Annotated in this window: 14 protein-coding genes; 9 read left to right on the top strand and 5 right to left on the bottom strand. The window is 65.8% G+C overall.

Annotated elements, in window-relative coordinates; all coding sequences use genetic code 11:
• Positions 1-60 precede the first annotated feature (60 nt).
• On the top strand, positions 61-1,518 hold the full coding sequence (gene rluB / locus A6723_RS11900) for a 23S rRNA pseudouridine(2605) synthase RluB (RefSeq protein ID WP_054907212.1): 1,458 nt from the start codon (positions 61-63) through the stop codon (positions 1,516-1,518).
• Positions 1,519-1,683: 165 nt separating this feature from the next.
• On the opposite strand, the gene A6723_RS11905 is transcribed toward rluB, so the two are convergent.
• The 5 genes from A6723_RS11905 to A6723_RS11925 form a co-directional block, all read right to left on the bottom strand.
• Positions 1,684-2,610 carry a GGDEF domain-containing protein gene (locus tag A6723_RS11905; protein ID WP_054907333.1) on the bottom strand — a complete coding sequence of 309 codons (927 nt, stop codon included), beginning with the start codon at positions 2,608-2,610 and terminating at the stop codon, positions 1,684-1,686.
• A 267-nt stretch (positions 2,611-2,877) separates the two neighbouring features.
• Entirely contained in the window at positions 2,878-3,621 is a 744-nt protein-coding gene (locus A6723_RS11910; RefSeq protein WP_054907213.1) for a YciK family oxidoreductase, read from the bottom strand.
• Between the two features lie 53 nt (positions 3,622-3,674).
• On the bottom strand, positions 3,675-4,352 hold the full coding sequence (mupP, locus tag A6723_RS11915; RefSeq protein ID WP_139092956.1) for an N-acetylmuramic acid 6-phosphate phosphatase MupP: 678 nt from the start codon (positions 4,350-4,352) through the stop codon (positions 3,675-3,677).
• Complete coding sequence (gene ubiG, locus A6723_RS11920) at positions 4,349-5,047, bottom strand: bifunctional 2-polyprenyl-6-hydroxyphenol methylase/3-demethylubiquinol 3-O-methyltransferase UbiG (protein WP_024767043.1); 699 nt, start codon at positions 5,045-5,047, stop codon at positions 4,349-4,351. Before ubiG ends, mupP begins: the two co-directional genes overlap by 4 nt.
• Before the next feature lie 327 nt (positions 5,048-5,374).
• Positions 5,375-6,700 carry a TRZ/ATZ family hydrolase gene (locus tag A6723_RS11925; RefSeq protein ID WP_054907215.1) on the bottom strand — a complete coding sequence of 442 codons (1,326 nt, stop codon included), beginning with the start codon at positions 6,698-6,700 and terminating at the stop codon, positions 5,375-5,377.
• Positions 6,701-6,853: 153 nt separating this feature from the next.
• Here A6723_RS11925 and mtnA point away from each other — a divergent pair, with 153 nt between their 5' ends.
• The 8 genes from mtnA to cmk all read left to right on the top strand — a co-directional run bounded on the left by mtnA (position 6,854) and on the right by cmk (position 17,790).
• Positions 6,854-7,930, top strand: coding sequence for an S-methyl-5-thioribose-1-phosphate isomerase (mtnA, locus tag A6723_RS11930; RefSeq protein WP_054907216.1), 1,077 nt, complete (start codon positions 6,854-6,856; stop codon positions 7,928-7,930).
• 233 nt (positions 7,931-8,163) lie between these two features.
• On the top strand, positions 8,164-10,953 hold the full coding sequence (gene gyrA, locus A6723_RS11935) for a DNA gyrase subunit A (RefSeq protein ID WP_054907217.1): 2,790 nt from the start codon (positions 8,164-8,166) through the stop codon (positions 10,951-10,953).
• A 14-nt stretch (positions 10,954-10,967) separates the two neighbouring features.
• Positions 10,968-12,053, top strand: coding sequence for a 3-phosphoserine/phosphohydroxythreonine transaminase (gene serC / locus A6723_RS11940; RefSeq protein WP_054907218.1), 1,086 nt, complete (start codon positions 10,968-10,970; stop codon positions 12,051-12,053).
• Positions 12,053-13,150 (top strand): prephenate dehydratase, encoded by a 1,098-nt coding sequence (gene pheA / locus A6723_RS11945; RefSeq protein ID WP_054907219.1) that lies wholly within the window; start codon positions 12,053-12,055, stop codon positions 13,148-13,150. The genes serC and pheA overlap by 1 nt, the downstream gene beginning before the upstream one ends.
• A 1-nt stretch (position 13,151) precedes the next feature.
• A complete protein-coding gene (gene cysC / locus A6723_RS11950) occupies positions 13,152-13,787 on the top strand; it encodes an adenylyl-sulfate kinase (protein WP_054907220.1) in 636 nt (211 codons plus the stop codon).
• A complete protein-coding gene (gene hisC, locus A6723_RS11955; RefSeq protein ID WP_054907221.1) occupies positions 13,777-14,889 on the top strand; it encodes a histidinol-phosphate transaminase in 1,113 nt (370 codons plus the stop codon). Before cysC ends, hisC begins: the two co-directional genes overlap by 11 nt.
• Positions 14,882-17,101, top strand: coding sequence for a bifunctional prephenate dehydrogenase/3-phosphoshikimate 1-carboxyvinyltransferase (locus A6723_RS11960; protein ID WP_054907222.1), 2,220 nt, complete (start codon positions 14,882-14,884; stop codon positions 17,099-17,101). Before hisC ends, A6723_RS11960 begins: the two co-directional genes overlap by 8 nt.
• Positions 17,101-17,790 carry a (d)CMP kinase gene (gene cmk / locus A6723_RS11965; protein WP_024767051.1) on the top strand — a complete coding sequence of 230 codons (690 nt, stop codon included), beginning with the start codon at positions 17,101-17,103 and terminating at the stop codon, positions 17,788-17,790. Before A6723_RS11960 ends, cmk begins: the two co-directional genes overlap by 1 nt.
• Positions 17,791-17,928 lie beyond the last annotated feature (138 nt).

Below are 17,928 nucleotides of genomic sequence, written 5' to 3' on the forward strand. Positions count from 1 at the left end.
ACAAGCGCGTATGATGCGCGACCTTTTTCTTCGTTGCACGACACACCGGGAGGTGCCGAGATGAACGACCAGCACGAAAACACCGAACTGACCCCCGCTCCGGAAGGCGAGAAGCTGCAGAAGGTCCTGGCCCGCATGGGCGTAGGCTCGCGCCGCGACGTCGAGGCCTGGATCGAGGAAGGCCGGGTCAAGGTCAATGGCGCCGTCGCCACCCTTGGCCAGCGCGTGGGCGACCGCGATGCCATCGCCGTCGATGACCGCCTGCTCAAGCGCGAGAAGATCGAAGAGCATGTGCGCCGCGTCCTGATCTACAACAAGCCCGAAGGCGAAGTCTGCACCCGCGACGATCCGGAAGGCCGTCCGACCGTGTTCGACCGCCTGCCGCGCCTGCGCAGCGGCCGCTGGATCAACGTCGGCCGCCTGGACATCAACACCACCGGCCTGCTGATGTTCACCACCGACGGCGAACTGGCCAACCGCCTGATGCACCCCTCCTACGAGATGGACCGCGAGTACGCCGTACGCGTGCGCGGTGAAGTCGACGAAGAGATGATCGAACGCCTGAAAGCCGGCGTGATGCTCGAAGACGGCCCCGCCAAGTTCAGCGACATCCAGGAAGCGCCCGGCGGCGAAGGCTTCAACCACTGGTACCACGTGGTGGTGATGGAAGGCCGTAACCGCGAAGTTCGCCGCCTGTGGGAATCCCAGGGCGTAATCGTCAGCCGCCTGAAGCGCGTGCGCTTCGGACCGGTGTTCCTGACCTCCGAACTGACCATGGGCCGCTACCGCGAAATGGGCCAGCGCGAGCTGGACATCCTCAGCGAGGAAGTCGGCCTGACCCCGGTTGCCCTGCCAGCCGTATCGACCAAGACCAAAGAGAAGGTCGAGCGCCAGGAGCGCAAGCTCGGCAAGAAACTTGCGCCCAGCGAGCGTCCGGGCCGTGGCTCGCGTACCCGCACCGAGCGCGCCGAAGGCGAGCGTCCGCAGCGTGCTCCGCGCCCGGCGGTTGGCGAGCGCCCGGCTCGTGCTTCGCGTGATGGCGACGAGCGTCCGGCGCGCGCACCGCGCGACAGTGCTGACCGCCCGGCGCGCGCTCCGCGTGATGCCGGTGATCGTCCGGCCCGTGGCCCGCGCAGCGATTCCGCTGACAGCCGTGCCCCGCGCAAGCCGCGTGATGCCGGTGGTGATCGTCCCGCTCGCGCTCCGCGTGATGCCGGTGACCGCCCGGCCCGTGGCCCGCGTAGCGATTCGGCCGACAGCCGCGCCCCGCGCAAGCCGCGTGATGCCGGTGGTGATCGCCCTGCTCGCGCACCGCGCGACGGCGCTGATCGTCCGGCCCGTGGCCCGCGTAGCGATGCCGGTGAGAACCGTGCGCCGCGCAAGGCTCCAAGCGACCGTCCGGCGCGTGAAAAAGGCGCCCCGCTGGCCGAGCGTCCCGGCAAGCCGGCGCGCAAGCCGATCGCCAAGCGCCGTCCGCAGGCTGCCGGTGACGGCATGCGTCCGGGCTTCAAGCGCTAAGCGTCAGCGGTAAATGGAAAAGGGCTCCTCGGAGCCCTTTTTTCTTGCCTGTGATTTAGCGGAAGTCTTCTGCAGGAGCGAGCTTGCTCGCGAACCCGCTTGACGCCAGAGCTGCCGGGAAATCCGTTCGCGAGCAAACTCGCTCCTACAGGGGCTCTCGCTGGGTCAGCTGGCGCAGGCCAGGCGGTTGCGGCCGTCGCGCTTGGCTTCGTAAAGCGCGCTGTCGGCGCGGCGCAGCAGATCATCCACCGACTCGCCGCCATTGAGGGTGGCGCAGCCCAGGCTAATGGACAGCGGCAAGCGCTTGCCGCCGGCGGCCAGGTTCAGCTCCTCCACGGCAGCGCGCAGCCGTTCGCCCACCTGCGCGGCGGCGACGCCGGGGGTGTTGGACAGCAGCACGAGGAATTCCTCGCCGCCGAAGCGGAACACCATGTCGACATTGCGCAGGCTGTTCTTCAGCGCCGTTGCCACGGCGCGCAAGGCGTCGTCGCCGACGCTGTGGCCGTGCTCGTCGTTGATCTGCTTGAAGTGGTCCAGGTCGAGCATGAGGATCGACAGTGGCAGCAGATGGCGCCGGGCTACCTCGACCTCGCGCCCCAGGGTCTGGTCCATGGCAATGCGGTTGCCAGTGCCGGTCAGCGCATCGCGGAGCGCCGACTGCACGGCGGCGCGGTAGAGCAGGGCGTTGCGTAGGGGATAGAGCAGGCAGGCCATCAGTGATTCCAGCTGCGCCAGCTCGGCCTCGGAGAAGCGCCGGGCACGACGGAAGCTGATCTCGCCGAGGTATTCACTGGCGTGGGTCAGGCGGTAGTCGGCGCTGTGCCGGGCCGCTTCGCCGAACTCCAGGCGCAGGTCGGCGCCGGCGTGGTAGTACGCCAGGTAGGCCACTGGCAGCATCTGCTGGATCTCGCGGAAGAACACCGCGAGGATGCGGTCAGCCTCCAGGCTCACCTGCAATTGCAGGTTCAGCTGCTGGCGCAGTTCCAGCAGCTCCAGCGGACGCCGCGAGGGTGTGCGGATGTCCTGGCTGGCCGCGCGCTGGAGCTTGGCAGCATCGAAATCGATGGTATTGGAGTGCTTGGGAGGAACCATGGCGGCGACCATATTTACGGCGTTTGCAGGGACAGAGCGATTTCCGTGCCAGGGCGCGGAAAGGCCTGAAAAGACGCCGTATTGACCGACCGGTGGTGGTCAGGGTTCCCGGTCGGGGAAAGGTTTCGCCAGAAGTCTGGCGAAATAGTGGCACTTTGCCGGAGGGGAGAGCGGGGCGGAGCCAGAAAAATGGCGGGAGGCGGCGTGGTTGCTGGGCTGCAGACCGACGCCGCTGGTACGCCAGTACCGATTGTGCAGGGCCGGATCTCAGTCCTGGGCGTTGAAGGCCTGACCGTTCACGCCCTTGCTGTCCGGGCCCATCAGGTACAGGTAGACCGGCATGATGTCTTCGGGCGCCGGGTTGTTGTAAGCGTTCTCGCCCGGGTAGGCGTGAGCGCGCATCGCGGTGCGGGTGGCGCCCGGGTTGACGCTGTTGGCGCGCACGCTGGTGATGTCCTCGCACTCGTCCGCCAGCACCTGCATCAGGCCCTCGGTGGCGAACTTCGACACCGCGTAGGCGCCCCAGTAGGCGCGGCCCTTGCGGCCGACGCTGCTGGAGGTGAAGACCACCGAGGCATCCTCGGAGAGCTTGAGCAGCGGCAGCAGGGTGTGGGTGAGGCTGAACATGGCGTTGACGTTCACCTGCATGACGCGGGTGAAGTTGTCGGTGGAAATCTGCTCGATGGGCGAGCGCAGGCCGAGGATCGAGGCGTTGTGCAGCAGGCCGTCGAGCTTGCCGAACTCGTTCTCGATCATGGCTGCCAACTCGTCGTACTGGTGCGGCAGGGTGGTTTCCAGGTTCAGCGGGATCACCACCGGTTCCGGGTGGCCGGCGGCAACGATCTGGTCATAGACCTCGTTGAGGTAGTCCTCGGTCTTGCCCAGCAGCAGCACGGTGGCACCGTGGGCGGCGAAGGCGAGCGAGGCGGCCCGGCCGATGCCGCGGCCAGCACCGGTCACGAGGATCACGCGGCCCTTGAGCAGGTCGGGGCGGGCGGAATAGTCGAACATGGTTTCTCCTTGGCGGAACCCGTCAGCGCGCTGGCGGGCTCGCGAGGTTCGGTTCAGCAGGAGCAGAGGGCGCGGTCGAGAACCGCCAGCAGGTCGCGGGGATGGTCGACGATGACGTCGGCGCCCCAGTGCGCGGGGTTGTCGTCCGGGTGGATGTAGCCGTAGCGCACGGCTGCGGTCTTGGTCCCGGCGGCGCGGCCGGACTCGATATCGCGCAGGTCGTCACCGATGAACAGCACTTCGGACGGGTCGATGTTCAGCTGGCTGCAGGCCAGCAGGAGCATTTCCGGGTCCGGTTTGCTGTTCTTCACGTGATCCGGGCAAACCAGCACCGCGGAGCGCTCGGCCAGGCCCAGCTGCTGCATGATCGGCGCGGCGAAGCGCACCGGCTTGTTGGTCACCACACCCCAGATCAGGCGGGAGCGCTCGATGCTCTCCAGCAGTTCCGCCATGCCCTCGTACAGGCGGGTGAAGACGGCGCAATGCTCCTGGTAGCGGTCGAGGAATTCCTGGCGCAGGGTCTCGAAGCCAGGCGCTTCCGGGTCCATGTCGAAGGTCGCGGCGACCATGGCGCGGGCGCCGCCGGACACCACGTCCTGAATGCGCTGGTCGTCGATCGGCGCGCGGCCATGGGCGACGAGCATTGCCTGGCACACGGCGACGAAGTCCGGCGCGGTGTCCAGCAGGGTGCCGTCCATGTCGAAGAGAACCGCTCTGAGCATGCGATTCACTCCTCCCGCAGGGTCTGGATCATGTAGTTGACGTCGACATCGTTGGCCAGCTTGTAGTGCTTGGTCAGCGGGTTGTAGGTCAGGCCGATGATGTCCTTGACTGCCAGGCCGGCGTCGCGCGACCAGGCGCCCAGCTCGGAGGGGCGGATGAACTTCTTGAAGTCATGGGTACCGCGCGGCAGCAGGCGCATCACGTATTCCGCACCGACGATGGCGAACAGGTAGGCCTTCGGGTTGCGGTTGATGGTGGAGAAGAACACCTGGCCGCCGGGCTTGACCATCTTGTGGCAGGCGCGGATCACCGAGGCCGGGTCGGGCACGTGCTCGAGCATTTCCAGGCAGGTCACCACGTCGAACTGCTCGGGCATTTCCTCGGCCAGCTCTTCGGCGGTGATGCGGCGGTATTCCACCGGCACGCCGGACTCTAGCTGGTGCAGCTGGGCGACTGCCAGGGGCGCTTCGCCCATGTCGATGCCGGTGACGGTAGCGCCGCGCTGGGCCATGGCTTCGCTGAGGATGCCGCCGCCGCAGCCGACGTCGAGGACCTTCTTGCCGGCGAGGCTGACGCGCTCGTCGATCCAGTTGACCCGCAGTGGGTTGATGTCGTGCAGGGGCTTGAACTCGCTTTCGCGGTCCCACCAGCGGTGGGCGAGGGCCTCGAATTTGGCGATCTCGGCGTGGTCGACGTTGCTCATGGTGTCCCTATTGATCAAAAAGCTGGAAACGAAGACTGGCTATGATGCCAGCTTCGTGGAATGGATGGGGCGCGGCATGACAGATTGTCGCAGTGGCGCCTTGCTGGGCGCGTGTGCCTACCGTGGCCCGCCGTGGCTTTGAAGTGCTGGTGCTGGGCGTTACCCTATCCCCAGCCCTCTCCCTGAAGGGAGAGGGAGCGTTCTGGGCAGCGTGAAGGATTCTGCGCTTCCAGCTGCCATAGTATCGGCGACCTTCAGACTCAACTTTCGCGCCGATCCAGTCCCCTCTACCTCAGGGAGAGGGACTCTTCCTGAGCGGAGTCTCTATCAGGCCCCGGCGATCTTCCTGCCCCACTCGCCTGCTACGGCGATCAGGCGCTCTTCGTCCAGGCGAGTGAGCTTGCCGTCTTCGAGCAGTTGCTTGCCGCCGACCCAGACGTGGCGCACGCAGTCGCGGCCGCTGGCGTAGATCAGCTGGGAAACCGGCTCGTACACCGGCTGCTGGGCCAGTCCGGAAAGGTCGAAGGCCGTGATATCGGCCGCCTTGCCCAACTCCAGACTGCCGGTCTCCTGTTCCATGCCCAGCGCGCGGGCGCCGTTCAGGGTGGCCATGCGCAGGGCGCGGTGGGCGTCCAGCGCGGTGGCCTGGCCGGCCACGGCCTTCGCCAGCAGGGCGGCCGTACGGGTTTCGCCGAGCAGGTCGAGGTCATTGTTGCTGGCCGCGCCGTCGGTGCCGATGGCGACGTTGACGCCGGCCTGCCACAGGCGCTCCACCGGGCAGAAGCCGCTGGCCAGCTTGAGGTTGGATTCGGGGCAGTGCACCACCGAACTGTTGGTCTCCACCAGCATGGCCAGGTCTTCGTCGTTTACCTGGGTCATGTGCACGGCCTGGAAGCGCGGGCCGAGCAGCCCTAGGCGATGCAGGCGGGCCAGCGGGCGCTCGCCGTGCTTCTCCAGCGCCTGCTGGACTTCGAAGGCAGTCTCATGGACGTGCATATGAATGCCGGCGTCCAGTTCCTCGGCGAGCATCAGGATGTTTTCCAGCTTGTCGTCGCTGACCGTGTAGGGCGCGTGCGGGCCGAAGGCGACCTTGATGCGCGGGTGATGCTTGAGATCGTCGCGCAGTGCCAGGCCCTGGCGGATGGCGTCGTCGGCGTCGCGGGCGCCGGGGACCGGGAAATCCAGTACCGGCACGCTGATCTGCGCGCGAACGCCGGCCTTGTGCACCACCTCGCAGGCTATCTGCGGCAGGAAATACATGTCGGAGAAGCAGGTGATGCCGCCCTTGAGCTGCTCGGCGATGGCCAGTTCCGTGCCATCACGGACGAAGTCCTCGCTGACCCACTTGGCTTCTGCCGGCCAGATGTGCTCCTGCAGCCAGGTCATCAATGCCAGGTCGTCCGCCAGGCCGCGGAACAGGCTCATCGCCGCATGGCCGTGGGCGTTGATCAGGCCGGGGGAGAGCAGCATGCCCGGCAGTTCGCGGGTTTCCGCCGCCGGATGGCGTAGCGCTTCGGCGCGCGGCGCGAGCAGGGCGATGCGACCGTCGCGGATGCCCAGGCCATGGTCACGCAGGACGATGCCGGCGGGCTCCACGGGGACAATCCAGGTGGGGAAGAGCAGCAGGTCGAGCGGGACTTTGGTGGTGGGCATATGGCGCATCCTGGGCGCGATAATAAAGCGCCCGAGTATAGCCGAGCGCCACCGCCGCAGGCTCGGTATACTCGGCGCTTTTACCCGCCTGCGCGGGAAGATTCCTGGGGGCCGGGAAAGGCCCGCGATTCCATTGAATTGAAGAGGTGTTCCATGCGTGAGCGACTGTTGGCGGCCGAACGGGTCACGGCCATTGATTGGCGCAAGGGCACACTCCGACTGCTGGACCAGCGCCTGCTGCCGCTGGAGGAAACCTGGCTGTCCTTTGAGACCGCCGAAGGCGTGGCCGAGGCCATCCGCCAGATGGTCGTGCGCGGCGCGCCCGCCATCGGCATTGCCGCTGCCTATGGTCTGGCACTGGGCCTGCGCGCCCGCCTGGCCGCCGGCGGCGACTGGCGTACGGCGCTGGAAGAAGATTTCACCGTGCTCGCCGAATCGCGTCCCACCGCGGTCAACCTGTTCTGGGCGCTGAACCGCATGCGTGACCGCCTGGAGCGCCTGAAGCCGGGCGAGGACCCGCTGGCGCTGCTCGAAGCCGAGGCGGTGGCGATCCACGAAAGCGACCGCGAGGCGAACCTGACCATGGCCCAACTGGGCGTGGAGCTGATCCGCAAGCACCATGGCGGCCCGCAGAAGATCCTCACTCACTGCAATACCGGCGCCCTGGCCACCGGCGGCTTCGGCACCGCGCTGGGCGTGCTGCGTGCGGCGCACCTGGAAGGGCTGATCGAGCGCGTCTACGCCGACGAAACCCGCCCCTGGCTGCAGGGCGCGCGTCTGACCGCCTGGGAACTGGCGAACGAAGGCGTGCCGGTCACCTTGAACGCAGATGCCGCTGCGGCGCACCTGATGAAGACCGAAAGCATCACCTGGGTCATCGTCGGTGCTGACCGCATCACTGCCAACGGCGACGTCGCCAACAAGATCGGCACCTACCAGCTGGCGGTCACCGCCATGCACCACGGCGTGCGCTTCATGGTGGTGGCTCCAAGCTCGACCATCGACATGGGGCTGGAAAGTGGCGAGGACATCCCGATCGAGGAGCGCGACGGTCGCGAACTCCTGGAAATTGGCGGCAAACGTGTCGCCGCTGACGTGGATGCCTACAACCCGGTGTTCGATGTGACCCCGGCGGACCTGATCGATGCCATCGTGACCGAGCGCGGCGTCGTCGAGCGTCCGGACACCGAGCGGATGGCCCAGTTGATGAGCCGCAAGCGCCTGCATTGACGGGGCCTGCGGCAATTCATCGAGGGGCTTGGGCGAGGGTAGGGTTTGACCCTGGCTTGTGGTAAGCTCCGACGGTTCTTGATGGGGCATTTTTACGGCCCCCACAGCATCGCGGATCAACGGCCAAGTCGTTGATTTGTAGAGAGTCGGTGGCGCTTTGATAGCGCACCGCGCTCCGCCAGGCCCAGGACGGGCATGACGGAGACCCATTTGAAAAAGGAACCAGGCTTCTCATGGGCGAACTGGCCAAAGAAATCCTCCCGGTCAACATCGAAGACGAACTCCGACAGTCCTACCTCGATTACGCCATGAGCGTGATCGTCGGTCGTGCCCTGCCCGATGCACGCGATGGCTTGAAGCCCGTGCACCGCCGCGTCCTGTACGCCATGAGCGAACTGGGCAACGACTGGAACAAGCCCTACAAGAAATCCGCCCGTGTGGTCGGTGACGTGATCGGTAAGTACCACCCGCACGGCGACACCGCGGTGTACGACACCATCGTCCGCATGGCCCAGCCCTTCTCGCTGCGCTACATGCTGGTCGACGGCCAGGGCAACTTCGGTTCGGTGGACGGCGACAACGCCGCGGCCATGCGATACACCGAAGTGCGCATGTCCAAGCTGGCCCACGAGCTGCTGGCCGACCTGGACAAGGAAACCGTCGACTGGGTGCCCAACTACGACGGCACCGAGCAGATTCCGGCGGTCATGCCGACCAAGATCCCGAACCTGCTGGTCAACGGTTCCAGCGGTATTGCCGTGGGCATGGCGACCAACATCCCGCCGCACAACCTCACCGAGGTGATCGACGGCTGCCTGGCGCTGATGGACAACCCCGAGCTGTCCGTCGACGACCTGATGCAGTACATCCCCGGTCCGGACTTCCCGACCGCCGGCATCATCAACGGTCGTGCGGGCATCATCGAGGCCTACCGCACCGGGCGGGGCCGCATCTATATCCGTGCCCGCGCCACCATCGAGGACATGGAGAAGGGCGGCAATCGCCAGCAGATCATCATCACCGAGCTGCCCTACCAGCTGAACAAGGCTCGCCTGATCGAGAAGATCGCCGAGCTGGTGAAAGAGAAGAAGATCGAAGGCATCACCGAGCTGCGCGACGAGTCCGACAAGGACGGCATGCGCGTGGTCATCGAGCTGCGCCGCGGCGAAGTGGGCGAGGTCGTGCTGAACAACCTCTACGCCCAGACCCAGCTGCAGAGCGTCTTCGGCATCAACGTGGTGGCCCTGGTCGACGGCCAGCCGCGCACGATGAACCTCAAGGACATGCTCGAGGTCTTCGTCCGCCACCGCCGTGAAGTGGTGACCCGCCGGACCGTCTACGAACTGCGCAAGGCCCGCGAACGCGGCCACATCCTTGAAGGCCAGGCGGTCGCCCTGTCGAACATCGACCCGGTGATCGAGCTGATCAAGACTTCGCCGACCCCGGCCGAAGCCAAGGAACGCCTGATCGCCACTGCCTGGGAATCCAGCGCCGTGGAAGCCATGGTCGAGCGCGCCGGCGCCGATTCCTGCCGTCCGGAAGACCTGGATGAGCAGTACGGTCTGCGCGAAGGCAAGTACTACCTGTCGCCGGAGCAGGCCCAGGCCATCCTGGAACTGCGCCTGCACCGCCTGACCGGCCTGGAGCACGAGAAGCTCCTGTCCGAGTACCAGGAAATCCTCACCCTGATCGGCGAGCTGATCCGCATCCTGACCAACCCCGAGCGCCTGATGGAAGTCATCCGCGAGGAGCTGGAGAAGGTCAAGGCTGAGTTCGGCGATGCCCGCCGTACCGAGATCGTCGCGTCGCAGATGGACCTGACCATCGCCGACCTGATCACCGAAGAAGAGCGCGTGGTCACCATCTCCCATGGCGGCTACGCCAAGTCCCAGCCGTTGGCCGCCTACGAGGCCCAGCGTCGTGGTGGCAAGGGCAAGTCGGCCAGTGGTGTGAAGGACGAGGACTACATCGAACACCTGCTGGTCGCTAACAGCCACGCCACCCTGCTGCTGTTCTCCAGCAAGGGCAAGGTCTACTGGCTGCGCACCTTCGAGATCCCGGAAGCCTCGCGTACCGCCCGTGGCCGTCCGCTGGTGAACCTGCTGCCGCTGGACGAAGGCGAGCGCATCACCGCGATGCTGCAGATCGACCTGGAAGCCGTGCGCGCCCAGTTCGCCGGTGACGAAAACGACGATGACGACGTGGTCGCCGAGCAGGTCGCCGAAGTGGTGGAAGCCGAAGAAGGCGAAGAGGGCGACGACGCCGACTTCAGCCAGGACGAGCCGACCGGCGCGTACATCTTCATGGCCACCATGAAAGGCACCGTGAAGAAGACCCCGCTGATCCAGTTCACCAAGCCGCGTTCCAACGGCCTGATCGCCCTGAAGCTGGAAGAGGGCGATTCGCTGATCGCCGCTGCCATCACCGACGGTTCGAAGGACGTGATGATGTTCTCCGACGCCGGCAAGGTGATCCGCTTCAAGGAAAGCAAGGTGCGCATCATGGGCCGTAACGCCCGTGGCGTGCGCGGCATGCGCCTGGGCGAAGGCCAGCGGATCATTTCCATGCTGATCCCCGAGTGCCGTGAAGCGCAGATCCTCAGCGCCTCCGAGCGTGGTTACGGCAAGCGCACCCCGCTGGCCGACTACCCGCGTCGCGGTCGTGGTGGCCAGGGCGTGATCGCCATGGTGATCAACGAGCGTAACGGCAACCTGGTAGGCGCCGTGCAGGTGCTGGACGGCGAGGAGATCATGCTGATCTCCGACCAGGGCACCCTGGTGCGTACCCGTGTCGACGAAGTTCGCGGTGCTGGCCGTAACACCCAGGGCGTGATCCTCATCAAACTGGCCGCTGACGAAACCGTCGTAGGCCTGGAGCGGGTGCAGGAACCGACCGTCGTCGAAGGCGAAGAGATCGAAGGCGAGATCGTCGACGGCGAGATCGTCGAAGGTGAAGTAGCGGACGAGAACCAAGAAGCAGGCGAAGTCGCGGCTGAAGAAGCCCCGCAAGCCAGCGAAGACTGATAGCGAGAGTGGATGTGAGCAAGCGAGCCTTTAACTTCTGCGCCGGTCCCGCGGCGCTTCCCACCGAGGTGCTGGAACGCGCCCGCGCCGAGCTGCTGGATTGGCAGGGCAAGGGCCTGTCGGTCATGGAGATGAGCCATCGTAGCGACGACTACGTGGCCATCGCCGAGAAGGCCGAGCAGGACCTGCGCGACCTGATGGCGATCCCGTCGAACTACAAGGTGCTGTTCCTGCAGGGCGGCGCCAGCCAGCAGTTCGCCGAGATTCCGCTGAACCTGCTGCCCGAAGACGGCGTGGCGGACTACGTGGAAACCGGCATCTGGTCGAAGAAGGCCATCGAAGAGGCTCGTCGCTACGGCAACGTCAACGTCGCCGCCAGCGCATCCAAGTACGACTACTTCGCAATCCCCGGCCAGAACGAGTGGAACCTGTCCAAGGACGCGGCCTACCTGCACTACGCGTCCAACGAGACCATCGGCGGCCTGGAATTCGACTGGATTCCGGAAGTCGGTGACGTCCCGCTGGTGGTGGACATGTCCTCGGACATCCTCTCCCGCCCGATCGACGTGTCGAAGTTCGGCCTGATCTACGCCGGCGCGCAGAAGAACATCGGCCCGTCCGGCCTGGTGGTCGTGATCGTGCGCGAAGACCTGCTGGGTCGCGCCCGCAGCATCTGCCCGACCATGCTCAACTACAAGGTCGCCGCCGATAACGGCTCCATGTACAACACTCCGGCGACCTACTCCTGGTACCTCTCCGGCCTGGTCTTCCAGTGGCTGAAGGAGCAGGGCGGCGTCGACGCCATGGAACAGCGCAACCGCGCCAAGAAGGACATGCTGTACGGCTTCATCGACAGCAGCGACTTCTACACCAACCCGATCCAGCCCAGCGCCCGCTCCTGGATGAACGTGCCGTTCCGCCTGGCCGACGAGAAGCTCGACAAGGCCTTCCTCGCCGGTGCCGACGCGCGCGGCTTGCTCAACCTGAAGGGCCACCGTTCGGTGGGCGGCATGCGTGCCTCCATCTATAACGCCCTGGGGCTGGACGCCATCGAAGCCCTGGTTGGCTACATGGCCGAGTTCGAGAAGGAGCACGGCTGATGAGCGACGCTGACCAGCTCAAGGCGTTGCGCGTACGCATCGACAGCCTCGACGAGAAGATCCTCGAGCTGATCAGCGAACGCGCCCGCTGCGCCACCGACGTGGCGCGCGTGAAATTGGCCTCCCTGCCCGAAGGCGAGAAGCCGGTGTTCTACCGGCCCGAGCGCGAGGCGTGGGTGCTCAAGCACATCATGGAGCTGAACAAGGGCCCGCTGGACAACGAGGAAGTCGCTCGTCTGTTCCGCGAGATCATGTCCTCCTGCCTGGCCCTGGAGCAGCCACTGAAAGTGGCCTACCTCGGCCCGGAAGGCACCTTTACCCAGGCCGCCGCGCTCAAACACTTCGGCCACGCGGTGATCAGCACGCCGATGGCGGCCATCGACGAAGTGTTCCGCGAAGTTGCCGCCGGTGCGGTGAACTTCGGCGTGGTGCCTGTGGAAAACTCCACCGAAGGCGCGGTCAACCACACCCTCGACAGCTTCCTCGAGCACGACCTGGTGATCTGCGGCGAGGTGGAACTGCGTATCCACCACCACCTGCTGGTCGGTGAGAACACCAAGACCAACAACATCACCCGCATCTATTCCCACGCCCAGTCCCTGGCCCAGTGCCGGAAGTGGCTGGATGCGCACTACCCGAACGTCGAGCGCGTGGCGGTTTCCAGCAATGCCGACGCCGCCAAACGGGTGAAGAGCGAGTGGAACAGCGCTGCGATTGCCGGCGATATGGCGGCCAGCCTGTACGGCCTGGACAAGCTGCACGAGAAGATCGAGGACCGCCCGGACAACTCCACGCGCTTCCTCATGATCGGCAATCAGGAAGTGCCGCCCACGGGCGATGACAAGACTTCCATCATCGTCTCCATGCGCAACAAGCCGGGCGCGCTGCACGAGCTGTTGGTGCCGTTCCACAGCAACGGTGTTGACCTGACGCGCATCGAGACCCGCCCGTCGCGCAGCGGCAAGTGGACCTACGTGTTCTTCATCGACTTCGTCGGCCACCACAAGGACCCGCTGATCAAGGACGTGTTGGAAAAGATCAACAGCGAAGCCGTTGCCCTGAAGGTACTGGGTTCGTACCCCAAGGCCGTGCTTTGACATGGGGCGAAATGCCCATTGGCCGTCGCAGACGGTCGATTGTGCAGGGCGCGCCGGCCTCAAGGCCCAGCGCCCCTGCCTGGTCTGGCTGACTGGGCTGAGCGGTTCCGGCAAGTCGACGCTGGCCGATGCCCTCGAGCAGCGACTGCATGCGTCCGGGCGGCACACCTACCTGCTCGATGGCGATCATCTCCGTCAGGGCTTGAATCGGGACCTCGGCTTCAGCGCTGAAGACCGCTGTGAAAATATTCGCCGCGTCGGGGAGGTGGGGGCGCTGATGGTGGATGCTGGCCTGATCACCATCGCCGCGTTCATTTCGCCGTTTCGTGCGGATCGCGACAGAGTTCGCAAGCTGTTACCCGAGCGTTTCGTGGAAGTGCATGTCTCCACGCCGCTGAAAGTGTGCGAGGAGCGCGATCCCAAAGGGCTCTACCGCAAAGCGCGAGCCGGCGAACTCAAGGAGTTCACCGGCATCGACTCTCCGTTCGAGGCGCCGCTGGCCGCCCACGTGAGCATCGATACGTCCGTGCTGTCGGTAGAGGAATCTGTTGACCGTATCTGCGATTACATGGCTGCCGCCGGCTATATCGAGTCAGTCTGTGCGGCCCCAGTCGAGAGAGATGTCCATGAGCTGTGATTTCCTTGCCCTGGCCCAGCCGGGCGTGCAGAAACTTTCTCCCTACGTTCCCGGCAAGCCGGTCGATGAACTGGCCCGCGAGCTGAAGCTCGACCCCGCTGGCATCGTCAAACTGGCCAGCAATGAGAACCCGCTGGGCCCGAGCCCCAAGGTCCTCGACGCCATTCGCGCCGAATTGGCCGAACTGACCCGCTACCCCGACGGCAACGGCTTCGAGCTGAAGTCCCGCCTGGCCGCCCGCTGCGGCGTCGACACCGCGCAGGTCACCCTGGGCAACGGCTCCAACGACATTCTCGACCTGGTCGCCCGCGCCTATCTGGCGCCTGGCCTGAACGCCGTGTTCAGCCAGTACGCCTTCGCCGTCTACCCGATCTCCACCCAGGCCGTCGGCGCCCAGGGCAAGGTCGTGCCGGCGAAAGACTGGGGCCACGACCTGGAAGCCATGCTGGCGGCCATCGACGCCAACACCCGCGTGGTCTTCATCGCCAACCCGAACAACCCCACCGGTACCTGGTTCGGCCCGGACGCGCTGGAGCGCTTCCTCTCGCAGGTGCCGGAGAGCGTCCTCGTGGTGCTCGACGAGGCCTACATCGAGTATGCCGAAGGCGAGGAACTGCCGGACGGTTTGAAGTACCTGGCCCGCTACCCGAACCTGCTGGTCTCCCGCACCTTCTCCAAGGCCTACGGCCTGGCCTCGCTGCGCGTCGGTTACGCGATCTCCTCGGCGCAGGTCGCCGACGTGCTCAACCGCGTTCGCCAGCCGTTCAACGTCAACAGCCTGGCCCTGGCCGCCGCCTGTGCGGCGCTGGACGATGCTGACTACCTAGCCCAAGGCAAGCGCATCAACGACGAAGGCATGGCGCAGCTGGAAAACGGCCTGCGCGCCCTGGACCTGCAATGGATTCCCTCCAAGGGCAACTTCATCGCCGTGGACCTCAAGCGTGACGCCGGCCCTGTCTACCAGGCGCTGCTCGCCGAAGGCGTGATCGTCCGTCCGGTGGGTGGCTACGGCATGCCGCAGCACCTGCGCATCTCCATCGGCCTGCCGGCCGAGAACGCCCGCTTCCTCGAAGCGCTGGCCAAGGTGCTTGCCCGTGCCTGAAGTTGTTCAGCGCAAGCGCCTGGTGGTGGTGGGGCTCGGCCTGATCGGCGGCTCCTTCGCCAAGGGCATCCGCGAAAAGGGCCTGTTCGAGGAAGTGGTCGGCGTCGACCGTGACCCGCAAACCCGCCGCCTGGCGGTGGAACTGGGAGTGGTCGACCGCTGCGAGGAAAACCTTGCTGCCGGTTGCCGCGAGGCTGACGTGATCCAGCTTGCGGTGCCGATCCTGGCCATGGAGAAGGTCCTCGGCGAACTCGCCACCCTCGATATCGGCAATGCCATCCTCACCGACGTGGGCAGCGCCAAGGGCAATGTGGTGCGCGCTGCGAAAGCCGTGTTCGGTGGCATGCCGGCGCGCTTCGTTCCCGGCCATCCCATCGCCGGTTCCGAGCAGAGCGGGGTGGAAGCGGCCAACGCGAAATTGTTCCGCCGTCATAAAGTCATCCTCACCCCGCTGGATAATGCCGACGCGGACGCGATCCAGTGCGTCGAGAGCCTCTGGCGCGAGTTGGGCGCTGATGTCGAGCAGATGGCCGTCGAGCATCACGACGAAGTCCTCGCCGCCACCAGCCACCTGCCGCACCTGCTGGCCTTCACGCTGGTCGACTCGCTGGCCAAACGCAGTGAGAATCTGGAAATCTTCCGTTATGCCGCTGGCGGCTTCCGCGATTTCACGCGGATCGCCGGCAGCGACCCGGTGATGTGGCACGACATCTTCCTTGCCAACCGCGAGGCGGTGCTGCGCATCCTCGACGTATTCCGTGACGACCTCGACGATCTGCGCGAGGCCGTCGACCATGGGGACGGGCAACAACTGATGGGTGTTTTCACCCGCGCCCGCGTTGCCCGCGAGCATTTCAGCAAAATCCTGGCCCGCCGGGCCTATGTGGACGCCATGCACAACGATGACCTGATTTTCCTGGCCCAGCCGGGTGGCCGCCTCTCCGGACGTGTTCGCGTACCGGGCGACAAGTCCATTTCCCACCGCTCGATCATGCTCGGCTCGCTGGCCGAAGGCACGACCGAGGTACAAGGTTTCCTCGAGGGTGAAGACGCCCTCGCCACCATCCAGGCCTTCCGCGACATGGGCGTGGTCATCGAAGGCCCGCACCACGGCCGCGTGACCGTGCATGGCGTCGGCCTGCATGGCTTGAAGACGCCGCCCGGCCCGATCTACCTGGGCAACTCCGGCACCTCCATGCGCCTGCTCAGTGGCCTGCTGGCCGCCCAGCCGTTCGACACCACCCTGACCGGCGATGCGTCGCTGTCCAAGCGCCCGATGAATCGCGTCGCCAAGCCGCTGCGCGAGATGGGCGCAGTGATCGAGACTGGCCCCGAAGGCCGTCCGCCGCTGACCATCCGTGGTGGCCAGAAGCTCACCGGCATGCACTACGACATGCCCATGGCCAGCGCCCAGGTGAAATCCTGCCTGCTGCTTGCCGGCCTCTACGCAGCCGGTGAAACCTCCACCACCGAGCCGGCCCCGACCCGCGACCATACCGAGCGCATGCTGCGCGGCTTCGGCTACCCGGTCGACGTCGAAGGCGCCACCGCTCGCGTCGAGTCCGGCCACAAGCTCACTGCTACCTCGATCGAAGTCCCGGCCGACATTTCCTCCGCCGCCTTCTTCCTGGTTGCCGCGAGCATCGCCGAAGGTTCCGACCTGACCCTGGAACATGTCGGCATCAACCCGACCCGTACCGGCGTCATCGACATCCTCAAGCTCATGGGGGCCGACATCACCCTGGAAAACCAGCGTGAAGTGGGTGGCGAACCGGTTGCCGACATTCGCGTGCGCTCGGCGCAGCTGAAAGGCATCGACATCCCCGAAGACCTGGTGCCGCTGGCCATCGACGAGTTCCCCGTGCTCTTCGTTGCCGCCGCCTCTGCCTCCGGCCGCACTGTGCTGCGCGGCGCGGAAGAACTGCGGGTGAAGGAATCCGACCGCATCCAGGTCATGGCCGACGGCCTGCTGGCCCTCGGCGTGAAGTGCGAGCCGACCCCGGACGGCATCATCATCGACGGCGGCAGCTACGGCGGCGGCGAAGTCTGGAGCCACGGTGACCACCGTATCGCCATGTCCTTCAGCGTGGCTTCCCTGCGTGCCGGTGCGCCTATCCGCATCCACGACTGCGCCAACGTCGCGACCTCCTTCCCGAACTTCCTCGGGCTGGCGTCCGGCGCGGGTATTCGCGTCGCCGAGGAGAAAAACTGATGAACGGCGAATGGCCGGTCCTCGCCATCGATGGCCCCAGCGGCTCGGGCAAGGGCACCGTCGCCGGTCTGCTGGCCAAGCGCCTGGGCTGGAACCTGCTGGACTCCGGCGCGCTGTATCGCCTGCTGGCGTTCGCTGCCGGTAACCACGGCATCGACCTGACCAATGAGGAAGCCCTCAAGGTTCTCGCCGCACACCTGGACGTGCAGTTCACCCATGCCAAGGGCGGACAGGGTCAGCACATCATCCTCGAAGGCGAAGATGTCACCGATACCATCCGTACGGAGCAGGTCGGCGCCGGCGCCTCGCAAGTCGCCGCACTACCGGCGGTGCGCGATGCGCTGCTGCAACGCCAGCGCGCCTTCCTCGAAGCCCCCGGCCTTGTCGCCGATGGCCGCGACATGGGTACCGTGGTCTTCCCCAGCGCACCGCTGAAGATCTTCCTGACAGCGTCGGCCGAAGAGCGTGCCCGTCGCCGTTACCTGCAGCTCAAGGGCAAGGGTATCGACAGCGATCAGGCGCAACTGGCGGAGGAAATCAGCGCCCGCGACGAGCGTGACAGCCAGCGTGCCGTGGCTCCGCTCAAGCCCGCCGAAGGCGCCATCCTGGTGGACTCCACCTCGATGAGCATTGAAGAGGTCGTGGACAGTATCCTCGCCGAGGTTTCTCGTCGCGGCCTGGCGGACTAGTCGAACGGCTCACGAAAATCCCCGGCCAGCCGGGGATTTTTCTTTCCCGGGGCGAGTGCGTCGCAGGACGGATCTGACAGGCGGTCCTCCCGTCTTCCGAGGCTGGGCGAAAATGAAGGAATGAGGCTGGAGTCGTGA

It is taken from the genome of Pseudomonas sp. AU11447, from assembly GCF_001672555.2.
Lineage (GTDB): Bacteria > Pseudomonadota > Gammaproteobacteria > Pseudomonadales > Pseudomonadaceae > Pseudomonas > Pseudomonas nitroreducens.